Source organism: Meiothermus luteus (genome assembly GCF_003574085.1).
Taxonomy (GTDB): Bacteria; Deinococcota; Deinococci; order Deinococcales; family Thermaceae; genus Meiothermus; species Meiothermus luteus.
On sequence record NZ_QWKZ01000012.1, the window covers coordinates 27,074 to 41,420 of the forward strand.

The 14,347-nt window shown below is 66.7% G+C and carries 14 protein-coding genes; 10 read left to right on the top strand and 4 right to left on the bottom strand.

Going from position 1 to position 14,347, the window contains the following annotated elements; genetic code table 11:
- Position 1: 1 nt before the first annotated feature.
- Positions 2-1,435 (bottom strand): proline--tRNA ligase, encoded by a 1,434-nt coding sequence (gene proS, locus Mlute_RS03100; protein WP_119359290.1) that lies wholly within the window; start codon positions 1,433-1,435, stop codon positions 2-4.
- Between the two features lie 193 nt (positions 1,436-1,628).
- On the opposite strand from proS, the gene Mlute_RS16405 reads away from it, so the two are divergent.
- From Mlute_RS16405 to Mlute_RS03120, 4 genes are all read left to right on the top strand, one after another.
- Complete coding sequence (locus Mlute_RS16405) at positions 1,629-4,208, top strand: S8 family serine peptidase (RefSeq protein ID WP_119359291.1); 2,580 nt, start codon at positions 1,629-1,631, stop codon at positions 4,206-4,208.
- A 58-nt stretch (positions 4,209-4,266) separates the two neighbouring features.
- Positions 4,267-4,791 carry a GNAT family N-acetyltransferase gene (locus tag Mlute_RS03110; RefSeq protein WP_119359292.1) on the top strand — a complete coding sequence of 175 codons (525 nt, stop codon included), beginning with the start codon at positions 4,267-4,269 and terminating at the stop codon, positions 4,789-4,791.
- 46 nt (positions 4,792-4,837) lie between these two features.
- The gene (gene alr / locus Mlute_RS03115) at positions 4,838-5,941 is read left to right on the top strand and encodes an alanine racemase (RefSeq protein ID WP_119359293.1); all 1,104 of its coding nucleotides are present in this window, start codon (positions 4,838-4,840) and stop codon (positions 5,939-5,941) included.
- Positions 5,942-6,011: 70 nt separating this feature from the next.
- Positions 6,012-6,332, top strand: coding sequence for a DUF3208 domain-containing protein (locus tag Mlute_RS03120; RefSeq protein ID WP_119359294.1), 321 nt, complete (start codon positions 6,012-6,014; stop codon positions 6,330-6,332).
- An 18-nt stretch (positions 6,333-6,350) separates the two neighbouring features.
- On the opposite strand, the gene Mlute_RS03125 is transcribed toward Mlute_RS03120, so the two are convergent.
- The 3 genes from Mlute_RS03125 to glgC are packed head-to-tail and all read right to left on the bottom strand — an operon-like array spanning position 6,351 to position 8,715.
- A complete protein-coding gene (locus Mlute_RS03125; RefSeq protein ID WP_119359295.1) occupies positions 6,351-6,755 on the bottom strand; it encodes a gamma-glutamylcyclotransferase family protein in 405 nt (134 codons plus the stop codon).
- The gene (locus tag Mlute_RS03130) at positions 6,752-7,441 is read right to left on the bottom strand and encodes a SagB/ThcOx family dehydrogenase (protein WP_119359296.1); all 690 of its coding nucleotides are present in this window, start codon (positions 7,439-7,441) and stop codon (positions 6,752-6,754) included. The genes Mlute_RS03125 and Mlute_RS03130 overlap by 4 nt, the downstream gene beginning before the upstream one ends.
- Before the next feature lie 32 nt (positions 7,442-7,473).
- Positions 7,474-8,715, bottom strand: coding sequence for a glucose-1-phosphate adenylyltransferase (glgC, locus tag Mlute_RS03135; RefSeq protein WP_119359297.1), 1,242 nt, complete (start codon positions 8,713-8,715; stop codon positions 7,474-7,476).
- A gap of 89 nt (positions 8,716-8,804) precedes the next feature.
- Here glgC and Mlute_RS03140 point away from each other — a divergent pair, with 89 nt between their 5' ends.
- The 6 genes from Mlute_RS03140 to Mlute_RS03165 form a co-directional block, all read left to right on the top strand.
- Positions 8,805-10,964 (top strand): AAA family ATPase, encoded by a 2,160-nt coding sequence (locus Mlute_RS03140; RefSeq protein WP_119359298.1) that lies wholly within the window; start codon positions 8,805-8,807, stop codon positions 10,962-10,964.
- A gap of 66 nt (positions 10,965-11,030) precedes the next feature.
- Positions 11,031-12,230 carry a DUF1800 domain-containing protein gene (locus Mlute_RS03145; RefSeq protein ID WP_119359299.1) on the top strand — a complete coding sequence of 400 codons (1,200 nt, stop codon included), beginning with the start codon at positions 11,031-11,033 and terminating at the stop codon, positions 12,228-12,230.
- 8 nt (positions 12,231-12,238) lie between these two features.
- Positions 12,239-13,411 (top strand): DUF1501 domain-containing protein, encoded by a 1,173-nt coding sequence (locus Mlute_RS03150; protein ID WP_119359300.1) that lies wholly within the window; start codon positions 12,239-12,241, stop codon positions 13,409-13,411.
- Between the two features lie 33 nt (positions 13,412-13,444).
- Positions 13,445-13,924: a DUF456 domain-containing protein gene (locus Mlute_RS03155; protein WP_119359301.1), complete on the top strand. Its 480-nt coding sequence runs from the start codon at positions 13,445-13,447 to the stop codon at positions 13,922-13,924.
- A 26-nt stretch (positions 13,925-13,950) separates the two neighbouring features.
- A complete protein-coding gene (locus tag Mlute_RS03160) occupies positions 13,951-14,193 on the top strand; it encodes a glutaredoxin family protein (protein WP_119359302.1) in 243 nt (80 codons plus the stop codon).
- On the top strand, positions 14,174-14,347 hold a 174-nt coding region (locus Mlute_RS03165; RefSeq protein WP_147371025.1), incomplete at its 3' end, for a prolipoprotein diacylglyceryl transferase family protein. The genes Mlute_RS03160 and Mlute_RS03165, both read left to right, overlap by 20 nt.

Here is a 14,347-nt window from a genome sequence, read left to right on the forward strand (position 1 = left end):
CTCAGTACGCCTTGGCGAACAGAATCCGCTTGCCATAGGCGCTGGGCCGACCACAGCGGATACAAACCCCCTCGGCTTTGGGCTCATCAAAGGGGATGCAGCGGGTCGTAGCGGTGGTATCGGCCTTAATCTGCTTCTCGCAGCCCGCGTCGCCGCAGTGAAAAGCCTTTACAAAGCCCTGCTCAACCCTCTCCTTGAACTCGTCGTAGCCGTCCACCACCCAGGTGTGCGCATCGCGGAAGGCCAGAGCCCGCTGGTAGAGGTCTTGCTGGAAGCGATTAAGCCGCTCCTGCAAAAGCCCCGCCAGCCCCTCCTGCCTAAGGGTCTCCTTGCCCCCCAGGCGGCTGGCCAGGACCACCGTACCCCCCTCCACATCCCGGGGGCCCAGCTCGAGGCGCAGCGGCACCCCCTTGAGCTCCCACTCGTTGAACTTGTAGCCCGGGCTGTACTGGTCGCGGTCGTCGAGGTGAACCCGAATCCCGGCCTCCCGCAATACCCGGCACAGCGCTTCAGCAGCCGAGAGCACCCCCTCACGGGTCTCACCCTTGTAGATGGGCACCACCACCACCTGGATGGGGGCCAGCCGAGGGGGCAGGATGAGCCCCTTGTCGTCCCCGTGGGTCATCACGATGGCCCCTATGACCCGGGTGGAAAAGCCCCAGGAGGTGGTGTGGACGTACTTGTTCTCCTGGTCCTTGTCCTGGAACTGGATCCCGAAGGCTCGAGCGAAGTTCTGGCCCAGGTAGTGGGAGGTACACGACTGCAGCGCCTTGCCATCCCGCATCATGGCCTCGTAGCTCAGGGTATAGACCGCCCCGGCAAACTTCTCCGACTCGGTCTTCAGACCCTCCCAGCCCGGGATAGCGCACCACTCCCTGAGCACCTGGGCGTAGACCCCGGCCATGCGGTGGGCCTCCGCCTCAGCCTCCTCCTGGGTGGCGTGGGCGGTGTGGCCCTCCTGCCAGAGAAACTCCGTGGTGCGCAAGAAGGGCTTGGTGCGAAGTTCCCAGCGAACCACGCTGTTCCACTGGTTCAGGAGCTGGGGAAGGTCGCGGTAGGTGCGAATCCACTTGGCCCACATGTAGCCGATGATGGTCTCGGAGGTGGGGCGCACCGCCAGGGGCTCCTCCAGGGCCTCGCCACCGGCCTGGGTCACCACCGCCAACTCAGGGGCAAAGCCCTCCACATGCTGGGCCTCCTTCTGCAGGAAGCTTATGGGGATAAAAAGGGGAAAGTAGGCGTTCTGGTGCCCGGTTTCCTTGAACAGCCGGTCCAGCTCTCGCTGCAGGTTCTCCCAGATGGCGTAGCCGTAGGGCTTGATGACCATCGTCCCACGCACCGGCCCATAGTCCACCAGGTCGGCCCGCAAGACCACCTCGTTGTACCACTCGTTGAAGTCCACCGACTGGGGTGTGATGCCCTTCTCCTTCGCCATACCGACCCATCATAGCGGATGGGCCGCGGTGCGGGTCCGGCCGCCCGAAGCCCTCTCGTAACGGAATGGGAGTCTAAGAAACGCCTAGATAACCTCCTCCATTAACCCGGTGGCCCCAAGGGTTGTCCTATGATTCTTACTGTCTTCACATCTAGATCAAGGAGTACGCCATCGGAGGCTAGAAAGGAGCAGTATGCGAAGGTTGGCTTTGGCAGGTTTACTCATCTTGTTGGCGGCCTGCGGCTTTAAGTCCGGCAACCAGCCCAGCCCAGAGGTCATCGCCAGCCTGCCCGGGCAAAGCGGCGGGCAGATGGTGGACGAGACCCCCACCCGCTGGTTCGTGGAGTTGGAGGGAGGGGCCATCAGCGACGGGGTCAGCTTGCAGAGCATCCAGGCCCAACACGCCGCCTTCCGGCAGGCTGCCGAGGCTGCTGGGGTCAGGATTCTTTTCGCCTATACAGAACTCTTCAACGGGTTCTCGGTGGAGATCCCGGGCAACAACCGGAAAATGCTCTACACCCTACCGGGGGTGGAGGGGGTCTATCCGGTGGGCACCTTCGGGCTGCCCCCAAGGGAGCCCGCCAACCCCGACTTAGCCAGCGCCCTCACCCAGACCGGGGCCGACATCGCCCAAAACGACCTAGGCCTCACCGGGCGGGGGGTGAAGGTGGGCATCATTGACTCGGGGATTGACCTGGAGCACCCGGCCTTCGCAGGGCGCATCGTGGATGGCTACGACTTCGTGGGCGACAACTACGATGCCTCTGACCCGGCCAGGTCTACCCCCGTGCCCGACCCCAACCCCGACGACTGCGACGGCCACGGCACCCACGTGGCGGGCATTGTGGGGGGCAAGGACAGCCAGATCACCGGGGTAGCCCCCGGCGTCAAGTTCGGAGCCTACAAGGTGTTCGGCTGCGAAGGCTCCACCAGCGACGACGTGATCTTGGCGGCCCTCGAGCGGGCCGAGCGGGCCGGGATGGACGTGGTCAACATGAGCCTGGGCTCGCCCTTTGGTTGGAGCGTGCTGGGCAAGGCCCTTACCAAGATGGTCCAGCGCGGCACGGTGGTGGTGGCCTCGGCGGGCAACAACGGCAACCTGGGCCTCTTTGCCACCGGTGACCCGGCGGCCACCCAGGGGGTCATCAGCGTGGCCTCCTTTGACAACATCAGCGTCAACGCCCAGAAGGCCATCGTGAACGCCACCGGCAACCCGCTGGGCTATCTGGTGCTGGGCGGGGCCGAAGCGCCCCCCACCAGCGGCACCAGCGCCGAGGTGGTCTGGATCGGCCGGGCCTGCAACGCTGATGCCCTGCTGGCCGACCCCGCGGGCAAGGTGGCCCTGATCGAGCGGGGGGCTTGCACCTTCAACGAGAAGTACCAGCGGGCGGTGGCCGCCGGCGCGGTCGGGGTCATCATCCACAACAACGTCGCAGGCCTCTTCGCCGGGGGCGGGGTGGCCGGTGTGGCCGGCAAGTTCGGCATCAGCATCTCCCGGGAAGACGGCCTGGCCCTGCGGGCCCTCACCACCCCCACCACCCTAACCTGGACGCCCGACACCACCCAGGTGGCCAACCCCACCGGCAACCTCATCTCCAGCTTCAGCTCCTGGGGCCTGAGTCAAGACCTCGAGCTCAAGCCCGACCTGGGCGCCCCCGGCGGCCTGATCCGCTCCGCGGTGCCGCTGGAGCAAGGCGGCTACGCCATCCTGAGCGGTACCTCCATGTCGGCACCCCACGTGGCCGGTGCGGTGGCCCTGCTGCTGGAGGGCAACCCGGCTTTCTGGCGGCATCAGCGGCCCAGCGAGGTGCGCAAGTACCTTCAGAACACCGCCATGCCCAAACCCTTTGCCCTAGCCCCCACCAGCGGCTTCCCCGAGACCAGCTACCGCGAGGGGGCGGGCATGATTGACATCGTGGCCGCGGTGCAGAACCGGGTCACCGTAACCCCCTCGGCCATCTCCTTCGCGGCCAAGGCCGGGCCCCACACCGAGCGGCTGGTGCTCAAGAACCGCAGCAACGTGCCCCTCATCTACCGTCCGGTGCACCTGCCGGGCCCCTCAGCCCAAGGCAGCATCTACGCGCCCAGCTTTACCACTGCGGTGGCCACGGTGAGCTTCAGCCACACCCAGATCACCGTTCCAGCCCGGGGCGAGGCTGTCCTCACCGTGACCATTACCCCACCGCCGGGCCTTCCGGACAAGGGCCTCTACGGCGGGTATGTGCTGCTCGAGCCGGTGGGTGCGGGAATCAAGATGAACGTGCCCTACGTGGGCATGCAGGGCGGCTACCAGGCCATCCAAATCCTAACCCCCACCAGCTTCGGCTTCCCCCTGCTGGCCCGGCCCAACGCCGCGGGTACCGGCTACGACCTCCTGCCCACGGGGGGCACCTTCACCCTACAGGGCAACGACATCCCGGTCGTCCTGGTCCACTTTGAGCACGGCGCGCGGGTCTACGAACTAGCCATCCTGGACGCGGCTACCGGCACCCCCATCCACCCCAGGTACAGCCTGGCCGACTACGCCGAGTACACCAGCCGCAACACCAGCGCCAACGGCTTCTTCGCTATTCCCTGGGACGGCACCCGCATCAGCAAGTACAAAAAGGAGGATGTCTACGGCAGCAAGGTGCGCATTCCGGCGGAGTTCCAACCGGTGCCCAACGGGCAGTACAAGCTGCAAATCCGCGTTCTGAAGCCCCGCGGTGACGAGCGCAACCCCGCCGACTGGGAGACCTGGACCTCCCCCACCATCACCCTGGCCCGGCCCTAACTGGAGGTCTCCTCGGCCCCCTCCCTTGGGGAGGGGGCTTTTTCTATGCTGTGAGGAAATGGAACTCCAAGGCCCCCGCGTCCGACTTCGTCCTCCTCGTCCCGAGGACACCCTGCCCCTTTTCGCCCTGATGTCCGACCCCGCACTTGCACCTTGGGTCTACTGGAGCCCTCCCCAAGATCCCCAACAAACCTATACTTACTTAGAAGGCCTTAGCCACAAGGAGGGCTTCTTTATCGTGGAATTCGGGGGCCAGCCCATAGGGGTCATCGGGTTGCACCTAGATTGGCCCCACAAGCTGGGCGAGACCGAGACCTGGCTGGGCCGCCCCTATTGGGGGCAGGGGCTCAACACCGAGGCCAAGGTGGTGCTGCTGGACTTCGCCTTCGGGCCTTGGGACCTACGCCGCGTCCAGGCCATCGCCCACACGCAAAACCTGCGCTCACAGCGGGCCCTGGAGAAGTTGGGCTTTAGGCGCGAAGGGCTTCTGCGCCGCTGGCGGTGGATTCGCGGGGAGCCTTGGGACTTCTACATGTACAGCCTGCTCCCCGAGGAGTGGTTGACCTCCCGGCCCGCCCTTTGAGTCCGGCGGCTTTTCGGTTGGGCGGCTCGAGCCTAAACTGTCTTCCATGCGTCCGGCCTGGCTGGAGGTGAGCCTCGACGCCCTCGCGCACAACTTCCACTTGCTGAAGGAAAAGGCCAACGGCGCCCAGGTCATCGGCGTGGTCAAGGCCAACGCCTACGGGCACGGTGCGGTGGAAATAGGCAAGGAGCTATTGCGGCTGGGGGCCTGGGGCCTGGCGGTGGCCACCCCCCAGGAGGCCCGGGCACTGCGGGAGGCGGGGGTGGTGGGACGCATCCTGCTTTTGGGCAGCCTACACCCCGAGCAGGCCCAGGCGGTGGCTGAGCTCGAGCTCATCCCCTCCATCTCCACCCTACAGAGCGCCGAAGCCCTAAACGCCCTTGGCAAGCCCATCCCGGTGCACCTGGAGTTTGACACCGGCCTGGGCCGCTCAGGCTTCCCGGTGGAGGAGGCCCACCTGGTGCGGGAGCGGTTCGCCCAATACGAGAACCTGCTCATCCAAGGCATCTACTCCCACTTCGCCGACGCCGAGGAGAACGCCCGCTGGACGGAGGAGCAGATTGAGCGCTTCATGGAGGTACGGCGGGCCTTTGGGCCCGGCTACTTCTACCACCTCTGCAACACCGCCGGAACGCTGGGCTTTGGCGGGTGTGGGCTAAGCGCGGTGCGGCCCGGCATCGGACTTTACGGCTTGCTGCCGGGCTGGGGCTTACGGCCCATCGCCCGCCTGTTGGCCAAACCCACCCAGGTAAGGAAGCTGCCGGCTGGCTACCGGATCGGCTACGGGGGCCTGTACACCACCCAAGTCGAGGAGTGGATCGCCACCCTGCCGGTAGGCTATGCCGACGGGATACCCCGGCTGGTCTTCAACCGGGCCACCGTGCGCTACCGCCCCCCTGGCAGCGCCGAGCCCCTGGCCTGCCCGGTGGTGGGAAGGGTCTCCATGGACCAGATCACTGTGCGCCTGCCCGAGGCGGTCGGGCTAGACCAGGTCTTTGAGGTGGCCACCGCCGATCACGACCCCACCAGCAGCCTCTGGGGCTGGGCCGAGCTCACCGGAACGGTCAGCTACGAGCCTGCGGTGCGGCTCTCTCCTCGGCTGGCCCGGGTCTACCTGCGGGGGGGAGTGGAGGTGGCCCGGGTGGGGTGAGCGACGCTGCGCCCAGAAAAAGAGGGTTGGGGGCCAATTTGCTCCTCGAGCTTGGCCCAAAATAGCAACGATGCAGGCCATCCGGCTCTTCCAGGGCTACCTGTGGCACCCCAAGGGGCTGGCCTTTGACCCCAGGGGCCTGCTCCCCCGGCAGCTCGGGGAGGTGTACGTCCTGGTGGACAAAGTACCCCCTCCCATCGCCGCCTTTGAGGACGGCACGCCCGCCGAGACCCAGCAGTTCTACCAGGTGACCCTCCTGGTGCGCAGCGAAAAGGAGCCCGACCAGCTAAAACCCTTGGCCGAGTGGGCCAGCCGCGAGCTGGACCCCTACCTGCAGGCCACCCCCAAGGAGGTGGGTTGGCAGCTCCTGGAGGACCTGCGGCCCATCTAAACGGGGTGCGGGCACCCGCTAGCCGGGCCAAACTCCCCCCGGCAACCACCGCCCTTGGGCCCTGCGCACTTGGTCTAGGCTCGGGTAGACATAAAGCCAGACCCGCACCAGCCCTCTCCTTTCGGTGTGGGCCCAGGCAGGGATGCGCCGGTACTCCTGCCCTTCGTCCTCGAGCCGGTCCAAAAGCGAGAGGGCCTGGGCCAGCCCGGCAAACCACTGCACCTCGCCCCAGACCCGCCCCTCGCCGCGAACCACCGCCGGGTACGGGTAAAGCCGGCCACCCCCCTGGGGCAGGTGGTAGAGCTGGAAGCCCTCTATGTAGGCGGCCTCCGAACGCAACCAGCCCGCCCGCCGGGCCACTCCGAAGTTGCGCTGGCCCCGCTTTAGGGTGCCGTACACAAAAACCGCCTCGGGCTCCATCATCTCCCCAGCAGGAGGACCACCACTGGGTGCTCGCCCTCCGGCAAAGCCAGAAGTTGGCGCACCTCCTCGTCGTAGAAGGTGGCCGCAGGGTAGGCCTGAAGCCCCAGGGCAGTGGCCGCCACCAGCACCTCGCCCACCGCGTAGCCCACCTCGAGCAGCGCATAGCGAAAGCCACGCAGTCCGAAAACGGCCTCTGAGCGCTCCGGCACCGCGCTGAACACCACCAGCGCCGCCGAGGCCTCCACCGCCTCCATGTCCATCAGCGCGGCCTTCCAGCGGGCAAGCTCAAACTGGGCGGAGAGCTGCTCTAGCTGGTGCTGCTTGGCGGCGTAGTGGTAGATACCCGGAAAGGTGTCCTGCAGCCGCTGCACGGCCAGGTAGACCTCGAGGGGATAGGCCCCCCCCGCCGAGGGGTAGCCCCGCCCATCCCGGCGCACTGCCAAAGGGGCCAGCACCTGGGAGATTTCCGCCTGGGTTAGCGAGGCGCCCACCTTGGGCGCTGCGGCGGCCACCCGGGCCAGCACCCGCCAGACCGCCGGGCCCCCGTCCCGAACGGGCTCCGATAGCTCCACCGACTCCAAGGGATTGGCGTAGACCTTAGCGGCCGGTGCCCGCCCCATGGGCAGCGCATCGCCGGGAAAGAGACGGGTCAGGCGGTAGAAAACCTTGCCGGGGTGCTTGTCCATAGACACCGTGGCAGCCGGCCGCCCAGATGGGGCTAGAAGGTATAGCTCTTGGGCACCACCACGATGCCCTCAGGGGTTACGGTGAAGCCCCGGGCTCGGTCGGCCTCCAGGTCGTAGCCAATTTCGGTGTGGGGCGGAATCTTGACGTTTTTGTCCACGATGGCGTTTCTAATCTTGCAGTAGCGGCCCACCTCCACCTCGTCAAAAAGCACGCTGCGCTCCACTAAGGCGTAGGAGTTGATGCGGCAGCGGCGAAAGACCACCGACTCGCGGATGGTGCCCCCGGAGATGATACAGCCCCCCGCAATCAGGCTGTTGAAGGCCTGTCCGGTGCGGGCGCCGGCCTCGTGCACAAACTTGGCGGGGGGCGAGTTAAAGTTGGCCGCCCGCAAGGGCCACTCGGGGTTGAAGAGGTCAAACTCCGGGGTCACCTGGATTAGGTCCATGCTGGCTTCAAAGTAGGCGCTGATGGTCCCTACGTCGCGCCAGTAGGTGTTGGGGCCCTGCTGGCCGGGGATGGGGTTGCGCTTGAAGTCGTAGACCTGGATGCGGTAGCCCTCCTGCAGGGCCCGGGGAATCACGTCCTTGCCGAAGTCGTGCGAGGAGTTGGGGTCTTTGGCGTCGTGCTCGAGCTTCTCCACCAGCGCCTCGGTGCGGAAGATGTAGTTGCCCATTGAGACCAGGGCCATATCGGGCCTGCCGGGGATGGGGGTGGGGTTCTTGGGCTTCTCCTGAAAGCCCACCATCCGCCACTGGTCGTCCACCTGCAGCACCCCGAAGCGGCTGGCCTGCTCTATGGGCACCGGGTAGGCGGCGATGGTTAGGTCGGCCTTGTGGTCGTTGTGGTACTCCACCATGTGGGCGATGTTCATCTTGAAGATGTGGTCGCCGCCAAAAATCGCCACATTCTCGGGTTTGTGGTTGTTGATGAGGTGGAGGTTCTGGTAGATGGCATCGGCGGTGCCCCGGTACCAGACCGGCCCCAGCTCCTCGTAGCGGTACATCTGGGCCGGCACCAGCAGAATAAAGGCGTCCTCCAGAAAGCCCCCGAAGCGCCAGTGCCGCTGCACGTGCTCGGTGAGGGACTGGGCCTTAAACTGGGTGAGCACGTAGATGCCGTAAATCCCCGAGTTGAGGAAGTTGTTGAGCACAAAGTCAATGATGCGGTAGCGGGCCCCGAAGGGCACGGCCGGCTTGGCCCGTTTGGCCGTGAGCGGGTAGAGCCGGGAGCCCTGCCCTCCCGCGAGAATCATCCCGAGAACTCGCATCGCCATGACAAAGTTGCCTCCTTTGAGACCAAGATAGCAGGTGCGGCTTCACTCCGAAAGGGCAGCCCTGACGGTCTGGGTATACTTTTCCCGCCATGGAGCTTTCCTACGAGGCCCTGGAATGGCGCACCCCCCTGCCCGAGCAGGACCAGGTGCTGGACCTGCCCCCACCCCCTCCCTTCTTCGGCCAGGAGCGGGCCAAAGCCGCCCTGGAGCTGGCCGTGCAAGGGGGGTTCCACGCCTATCTGGTGGGCCCTGCTGGCCTGGGAAAGCACGAGGCCCTGCTGGCCTACCTCAGCAGCCAGCGGGTGGAGACCCCCCCCGACCTGCTCTACGTGCCCCTATCGGAACGGAAGGTGGCGGTGCTAACCCTGCCCAGCGGCCAGGAAATTGAGCTGGCCGAGGCGGTGGACGGCCTGCTGCTGGAGGTGGGCCACCTAGACGAGCTCTTCCGCCAGGCCTCCTTCCTGCGGGAGAAGAGCCGCCTAGAAGCCCAGTTTGCCGAGCAGCAAGGGGCCCAGCTCGCCTTGTTGCGGCAGGAGGCCCAGGCCGCGGGGTTTGCCCTACTGGCAAACGGGGAACGGCTCGAGCTGAGTGGGCCAGGCCCCGTCCCCGCCGACCTCAGCGCGAGGCTGGAAGAGGTGAGCCTGGGCCGGCTGGCTGCCCGGGCCGCGCTCGAGGTGGCCCTTCGGCGGCTGCGGCGTGAGTGGGCCCTGCACTATCTGAACGCCCGCCTTGAACCGCTCCTTCAGCGGTTCCCCCAAGCCCGGGGCTACCTGGAAGCCCTAAAAAACCGGCTGGCCCGCTACGCTGAAACCGGCGAGGCCCTAGACCCTGCCCAGTGGCGGCCCAACCTGCTCACCTCCTCCAGCAGCGGCGCCCCACCCCCCATCGTCTACGAACCCTACGCCACCGCCCCCCGCCTTTTTGGCCGGCTCGACTACGTGGTGGAGCAGGGGGTGTGGAGCACAAATGTGAGCCTCATCCGCCCCGGGGCGGTGCACCGGGCCCAGGGAGGCTACCTGATCCTGGACGCCCTCAGCCTCAAGCGCGAGGGCACCTGGGAGGCCTTCAAGCGGGCCCTGCGCAACGGACAGGTGGAGCCCGTAACCGAGCCCCAGGCCCCAGCCGGCCTCGAGGTGGAGCCCTTTCCCATCCAGATGCAGGTCATGCTGGTGGGCACCGCCGAGGCCTTTGAGGGGCTGGAGGACGATCCTGCCTTCGGCGAGATATTCCGCATCCGCGTGGAGTTCTCCCCTACCTTAGCGGCCACCCAGGAGAACATGACCGCCCTGGGAGGCTGGCTCCAGGCCCAAGGTTTCCGGCTGACCCGGGGCGGCCTGGTGCGGCTTTATGACGAGGCTCGGCGGATGGCCGAGCAGAAAAACCGCATGGATGCCCGGCTGGTAGAGCTGCGGGCCCTGGCCGAGGAGGCCGCAGTGCTGGGCGGGGGGCTCCTCACCGCCGAGGCGGTGGACAAAGCGGTGGCGGCCCGCGAGGCGCGCAGCTTCCTCTCCGAGGAGGAGTTCCTCAGGGCGGTCCAAGAAGGGGTTTGGAGTCTGAAGACCCAGGGCACGGGGGTGGGGGAGGTCAACAGCCTGGTGGTCGTTGAGGCCCCCCCCTACTGGGGCCGGCCGGCCCGCCTCACCGCCCGCGCCGCCCCAGGCCACGATCACCTGATCTCCATTGACCGCGAGGCCGGCCTGGGGGGCCAGATATTCCACAAGGCGGTGCTCACCCTGGCCGGCTACCTGCGCAGCCGCTACGCCGACGCAGGGCCCCTGCCCGCCACCATAAGCCTGGCCTTTGAGCAGAGCTATGTCTCCATAGACGGCGACTCGGCGGGGCTCGCCGAGCTGGTGGCGGCGCTTTCGGCCATCGGTAAATTTCCGCTGCGGCAGGACCTGGCGGTGACCGGGGCGGTGGACCAGACCGGCAAGGTACTGGCGGTGGGGGCCATCAACGCCAAGGTGGAGGGCTTTTTCCGGGTCTGCCAGGCCCTGGGAATGACCGGCACCCAAGGGGTCGTCCTGCCTCGAGCCAACCTGCCAAACCTGACCCTGCGGGCCGAGGTGCTGGAGGCGGTGCGGAAAGGGCAGTTCCACATCTATGCGGTGGAAACCGTGGAGGAGGCCCTAGAGCTGCTGAGCGGGAGCCGGGTAGAGGGCTACCGGGGCCTGCACAGCCGCATTCGCGCGGCCCTGGACGAGTTTGCCCGGCTCGAGGAGGGCCGAAGCGAGAAGGAGGGGGGCTAGCCGCCCAAGCCAGTCTTAAGGGCAGGTTCAGAAAAGCGGGGTAGGCTAGGGCTAAAAGGAGCGCCCATGCCCATTCGGTTTTCCTTCCCCGAAGCCGCCCACCTCCTCCGCCGGGCTGCGGCCCGGGGGCGCAAGGAGGAGGCCCAAGAGCTGGTGGAGATGGGCCTAGAGGCCGCCGTGGACCACCTGCTCCGCGAACCCGCCCCAGCCCCCCCCTACCAGACCGCCGCCAGCCGGAGCCAGCGCGCCCAGCAGCACCTCGAGATAAGCCAGCTCTGGCTCAACCACTGGCTCACCACCCCCACCCCGGCTGCGGAGCGGCTGGTGCTCTTTTGGCACGGCCATCTGACCTCGGAGTTTCGCGAGACCCTGGGGGCCCAGGGAATTGACTTCTGGAACCAGTTCGCCACTTTTCGCCGGCTGGGGTATGGGCCCTACGGCGAGCTGCTCAAGGCCATCGCCCAGGACCCGGTGATGCTCCTCTACCTCAACAACGCCGAAAGCCGCAAGGAACACCCCAACCAGAACTGGGCCCGGGAGCTGCTGGAGCTCTACACCCTGGGCCCTGGCCACTACACCGAGGAGGACATCCTGGAGGCCGCGCGGGCTTTTACCGGATGGACGGTGCGGCTAAAAGGGGGGCTGCGCCCGCGCGAGGCCAGCGCCAACGTGCCCTTTGAGTTCATTTTCCGCCCCGCCTGGCACGACGGAGGGGTCAAGACCTTCCTGGGAAGGAAGCTCCGAACCGGTGAGGAGGTGCTGGAGGTGCTCATCCAGCATCCCCAGACCTACCGCTTCGTGGCCCAAAAGCTGCTCCGCTTCTACCTAACCCCTACACCCCCCGAGCCCCTGGTGCAGGAGGGGGCAGGGGTCCTGCAGGCCGATGGCACCAGGGGCTTCTTGCGCTGGCTTTTCACCCACGAGAGCTTCTACAGCCCCACCTACCGCAACAGCCTGGTCAAAAGCCCGCTGGAGTACCTGGTGGGCCTGTGGTACGCGGCGGGGGTCAGCCGGGTGGAGTTTGCGTCCCAGTCCGGTCGCCGCCTGTACCAGGCCCTGGCCGCCATGGGCCAGATTCCCTTTGACCCCCCCAACGTGTCGGGCTGGGAGGGAGGCTTGAGCTGGCTGGCCGAGTCGCCCCTCCTAACCCGCATCAACCTGCTCGCCGCCTTCGCAGGGCGGGAGGCCCGCCTTGACCTGTCGGTCTTCATGGACCAGGGGGACGGCACCTTGGCCCTGGTCAAGCCGGAGGCCCAGCTCCTTTAGAGGTGCGTATGAATCGGCGCGCGTTCATCCAAAAGTCCCTCCTAACCCTGGCCCTGGGCCAAGGGGCCCCCTCGCTCCTGGCCCGCACCGCCCTGGCCGCCCGCTCGGAGGGCAAAATCCTGGTGGTGGTCAACCTGTTCGGCGGGAACGACCAGCTCAACACCCTGGTGCCCTACCGCAACGAGCTGTACTACCGCCTGCGGCCTCACATCGCCATCCCCCGTAGCGAGGTGCTCGAGCTCGGGGTGCGGGGCGAGCGGCTTGGGCTGCACCCCGCCCTAAGGCCCTTGATCTCCATGTGGGAGGGCGGTGAGCTGGCCCTCATCCCTCAGGTGGGTTACCCCAACCCCAACCGCAGCCACTTTATCTCCACCGCCATCTGGCATACCGCCGATCCCAGCCGCAAGGCCGAAACCGGCTGGCTGGGCCGCTGGGGCGATGCCCAGGAAGACCCCTTTTGCGAAACCTTTCTAGGGGGAGCCACCCCGCTGGCCCAGGTAGGCCAGCGGCGCACCGCGCCCGCCATCAACGGCATTGACGCCTTTAGCCTACGCCTGCCCAGGGGGCTGGAGGAGGCCTTTGAGCGGGAGCTGCAACGGGTCCGCTCCGGAACCGCCGAGGAGGTACGCCGGGCCATGGGCTCCTTGCGCACCGCCCTCACCCGGGTGGGCCAGCTCAGGCAGGTCAAGAACCAGGCCCAGTACCCCGAGAACGCCTTTGGCAGAAGCCTGGCCGACATCGCCCGGATGATTGCCGGGGGCCTGGGCAGCAGCGTTTACTACACCACCCTGGGCGGCTGGGATACCCACGCCGGCCAGGCGCCCCGCCAGGCCGAACTGCTGGGCTACCTGGCCCAGGGGCTGGCCGCCTTCCGAACCGACATGCGGGCCGCAGGGCGGGACAAGGACGTGCTCATCCTGGTCTTCAGCGAGTTTGGGCGGCAGGTGGCCGAAAACGCCTCCTACGGCACCGACCACGGCGAGGGCGGGCTGATGCTGGTCCTGGGCGGGGGGGTCAAAGGAGGGCTTTACGGAGGGGAGCCCGACCTGGAGGACCTCGAGCTGAACGCCCTCAAGTACCAGACCGACTTCCGCAATGTCTACGCCGCAGCCCTGCAGTGGATTGAGGCCAACCCCAAGGAAGTGCTGGGGGCCGAGTTCAGGCCGCTGGCCCTCTTCTGAGCGGCCGAGGCCGCTGATGGTAGACTCAGGCCGGTGGAAGCCTTTCTTGACTGGCTCTTCGTGGGGGTCTGGGGGGCCGCCCTCATAGCCACCTTCATCCCTATAGTCCCTGCCGGTTTTATCATCCTCGGGGCGGCCCTCCTGCATGAGCTCTTCACCGGATTCGCCGAGATTTCCCTCCTTACCTGGGCAGCCCTAGGGGTCCTTACCCTGCTCTCCTCCTTGGTGGACAACATCGCCGCGGCCCTTGGGGCCAGGCGCTACGGCGGCAGCCGCTACGGCGTATGGGGGGCCTTCATTGGCGGCGTCGCGGGGGTGTTCGTGCTGCCCCCCTGGGGGCTCTTCCTGCTCCCGCTGCTGGGGGCTTTTTTGGGGGAAAGGCTGGCCGGGCGGAGCCTGGACGAGGCCCTGAGGGGCACCCAAGGGGCCATCCTAGGCCTCCTGGGGGGAATCCTGGGCAAGTTCCTCATACATCTCCTGATGGGCCTCCTGGTCCTCCGGGCCATCTTCTGAGGCTCTAAAAAGGTATACTCGTCCAGATGGAGCTGGTGCTCATAAGCCGCAAAGGCTGCCACCTCTGCGAGGAGGCCGAGGCCCTGCTCAAAGCCCGAGGGCTGGCCTACCGGTGGGTGGATGTGGACGCCGATGCGGAGCTCAAGAAGCTCTACACCTTCCGGGTGCCGGTCCTCCTGCTGGGAGGAGGGGTGCTGCTCGAGGGCAAGTTCACCCCGGAGCGTCTAGAGAAGAAACTGGAGGCCTTGCGTGGACCCCATCCTGGTTGAGATTGGTTCGCTGCAAATCCGCTGGTACGGCCTCTTCCTGGTGCTGGCCATCTTCGCCGCCTTTGAGATTGCCAAACGGCTGCTCAAGGGCTGGGGGTTTGACCCCGAGCGGTTTGAGGGGATCGCCTTTTGGGCGGTCATCTGGGGGGTGGTG

Excerpts from the sequence above, each read along its gene's own strand:
- Mlute_RS16405 (WP_119359291.1), top strand. The coding sequence starts at position 1,629 with ATGCGAAGGTTGGCTTTGGCAGGTTTACTCATCTTGTTGGCGGCCTGC.
- Mlute_RS03145 (WP_119359299.1), top strand. The coding sequence starts at position 11,031 with ATGCCCATTCGGTTTTCCTTCCCCGAAGCCGCCCACCTCCTCCGCCGG.
- Mlute_RS03160 (WP_119359302.1), top strand. The coding sequence starts at position 13,951 with ATGGAGCTGGTGCTCATAAGCCGCAAAGGCTGCCACCTCTGCGAGGAG.
- Mlute_RS03150 (WP_119359300.1), top strand. The coding sequence starts at position 12,239 with ATGAATCGGCGCGCGTTCATCCAAAAGTCCCTCCTAACCCTGGCCCTG.
- Mlute_RS03140 (WP_119359298.1), top strand. The coding sequence starts at position 8,805 with ATGGAGCTTTCCTACGAGGCCCTGGAATGGCGCACCCCCCTGCCCGAG.
- glgC (WP_119359297.1), bottom strand. The coding sequence starts at position 8,715 with ATGGCGATGCGAGTTCTCGGGATGATTCTCGCGGGAGGGCAGGGCTCC.
- Mlute_RS03110 (WP_119359292.1), top strand. The coding sequence starts at position 4,267 with ATGGAACTCCAAGGCCCCCGCGTCCGACTTCGTCCTCCTCGTCCCGAG.
- Mlute_RS03120 (WP_119359294.1), top strand. The coding sequence starts at position 6,012 with ATGCAGGCCATCCGGCTCTTCCAGGGCTACCTGTGGCACCCCAAGGGG.
- Mlute_RS03130 (WP_119359296.1), bottom strand. The coding sequence starts at position 7,441 with ATGGACAAGCACCCCGGCAAGGTTTTCTACCGCCTGACCCGTCTCTTT.
- Mlute_RS03125 (WP_119359295.1), bottom strand. The coding sequence starts at position 6,755 with ATGATGGAGCCCGAGGCGGTTTTTGTGTACGGCACCCTAAAGCGGGGC.
- alr (WP_119359293.1), top strand. The coding sequence starts at position 4,838 with ATGCGTCCGGCCTGGCTGGAGGTGAGCCTCGACGCCCTCGCGCACAAC.
- proS (WP_119359290.1), bottom strand. The coding sequence starts at position 1,435 with ATGGCGAAGGAGAAGGGCATCACACCCCAGTCGGTGGACTTCAACGAG.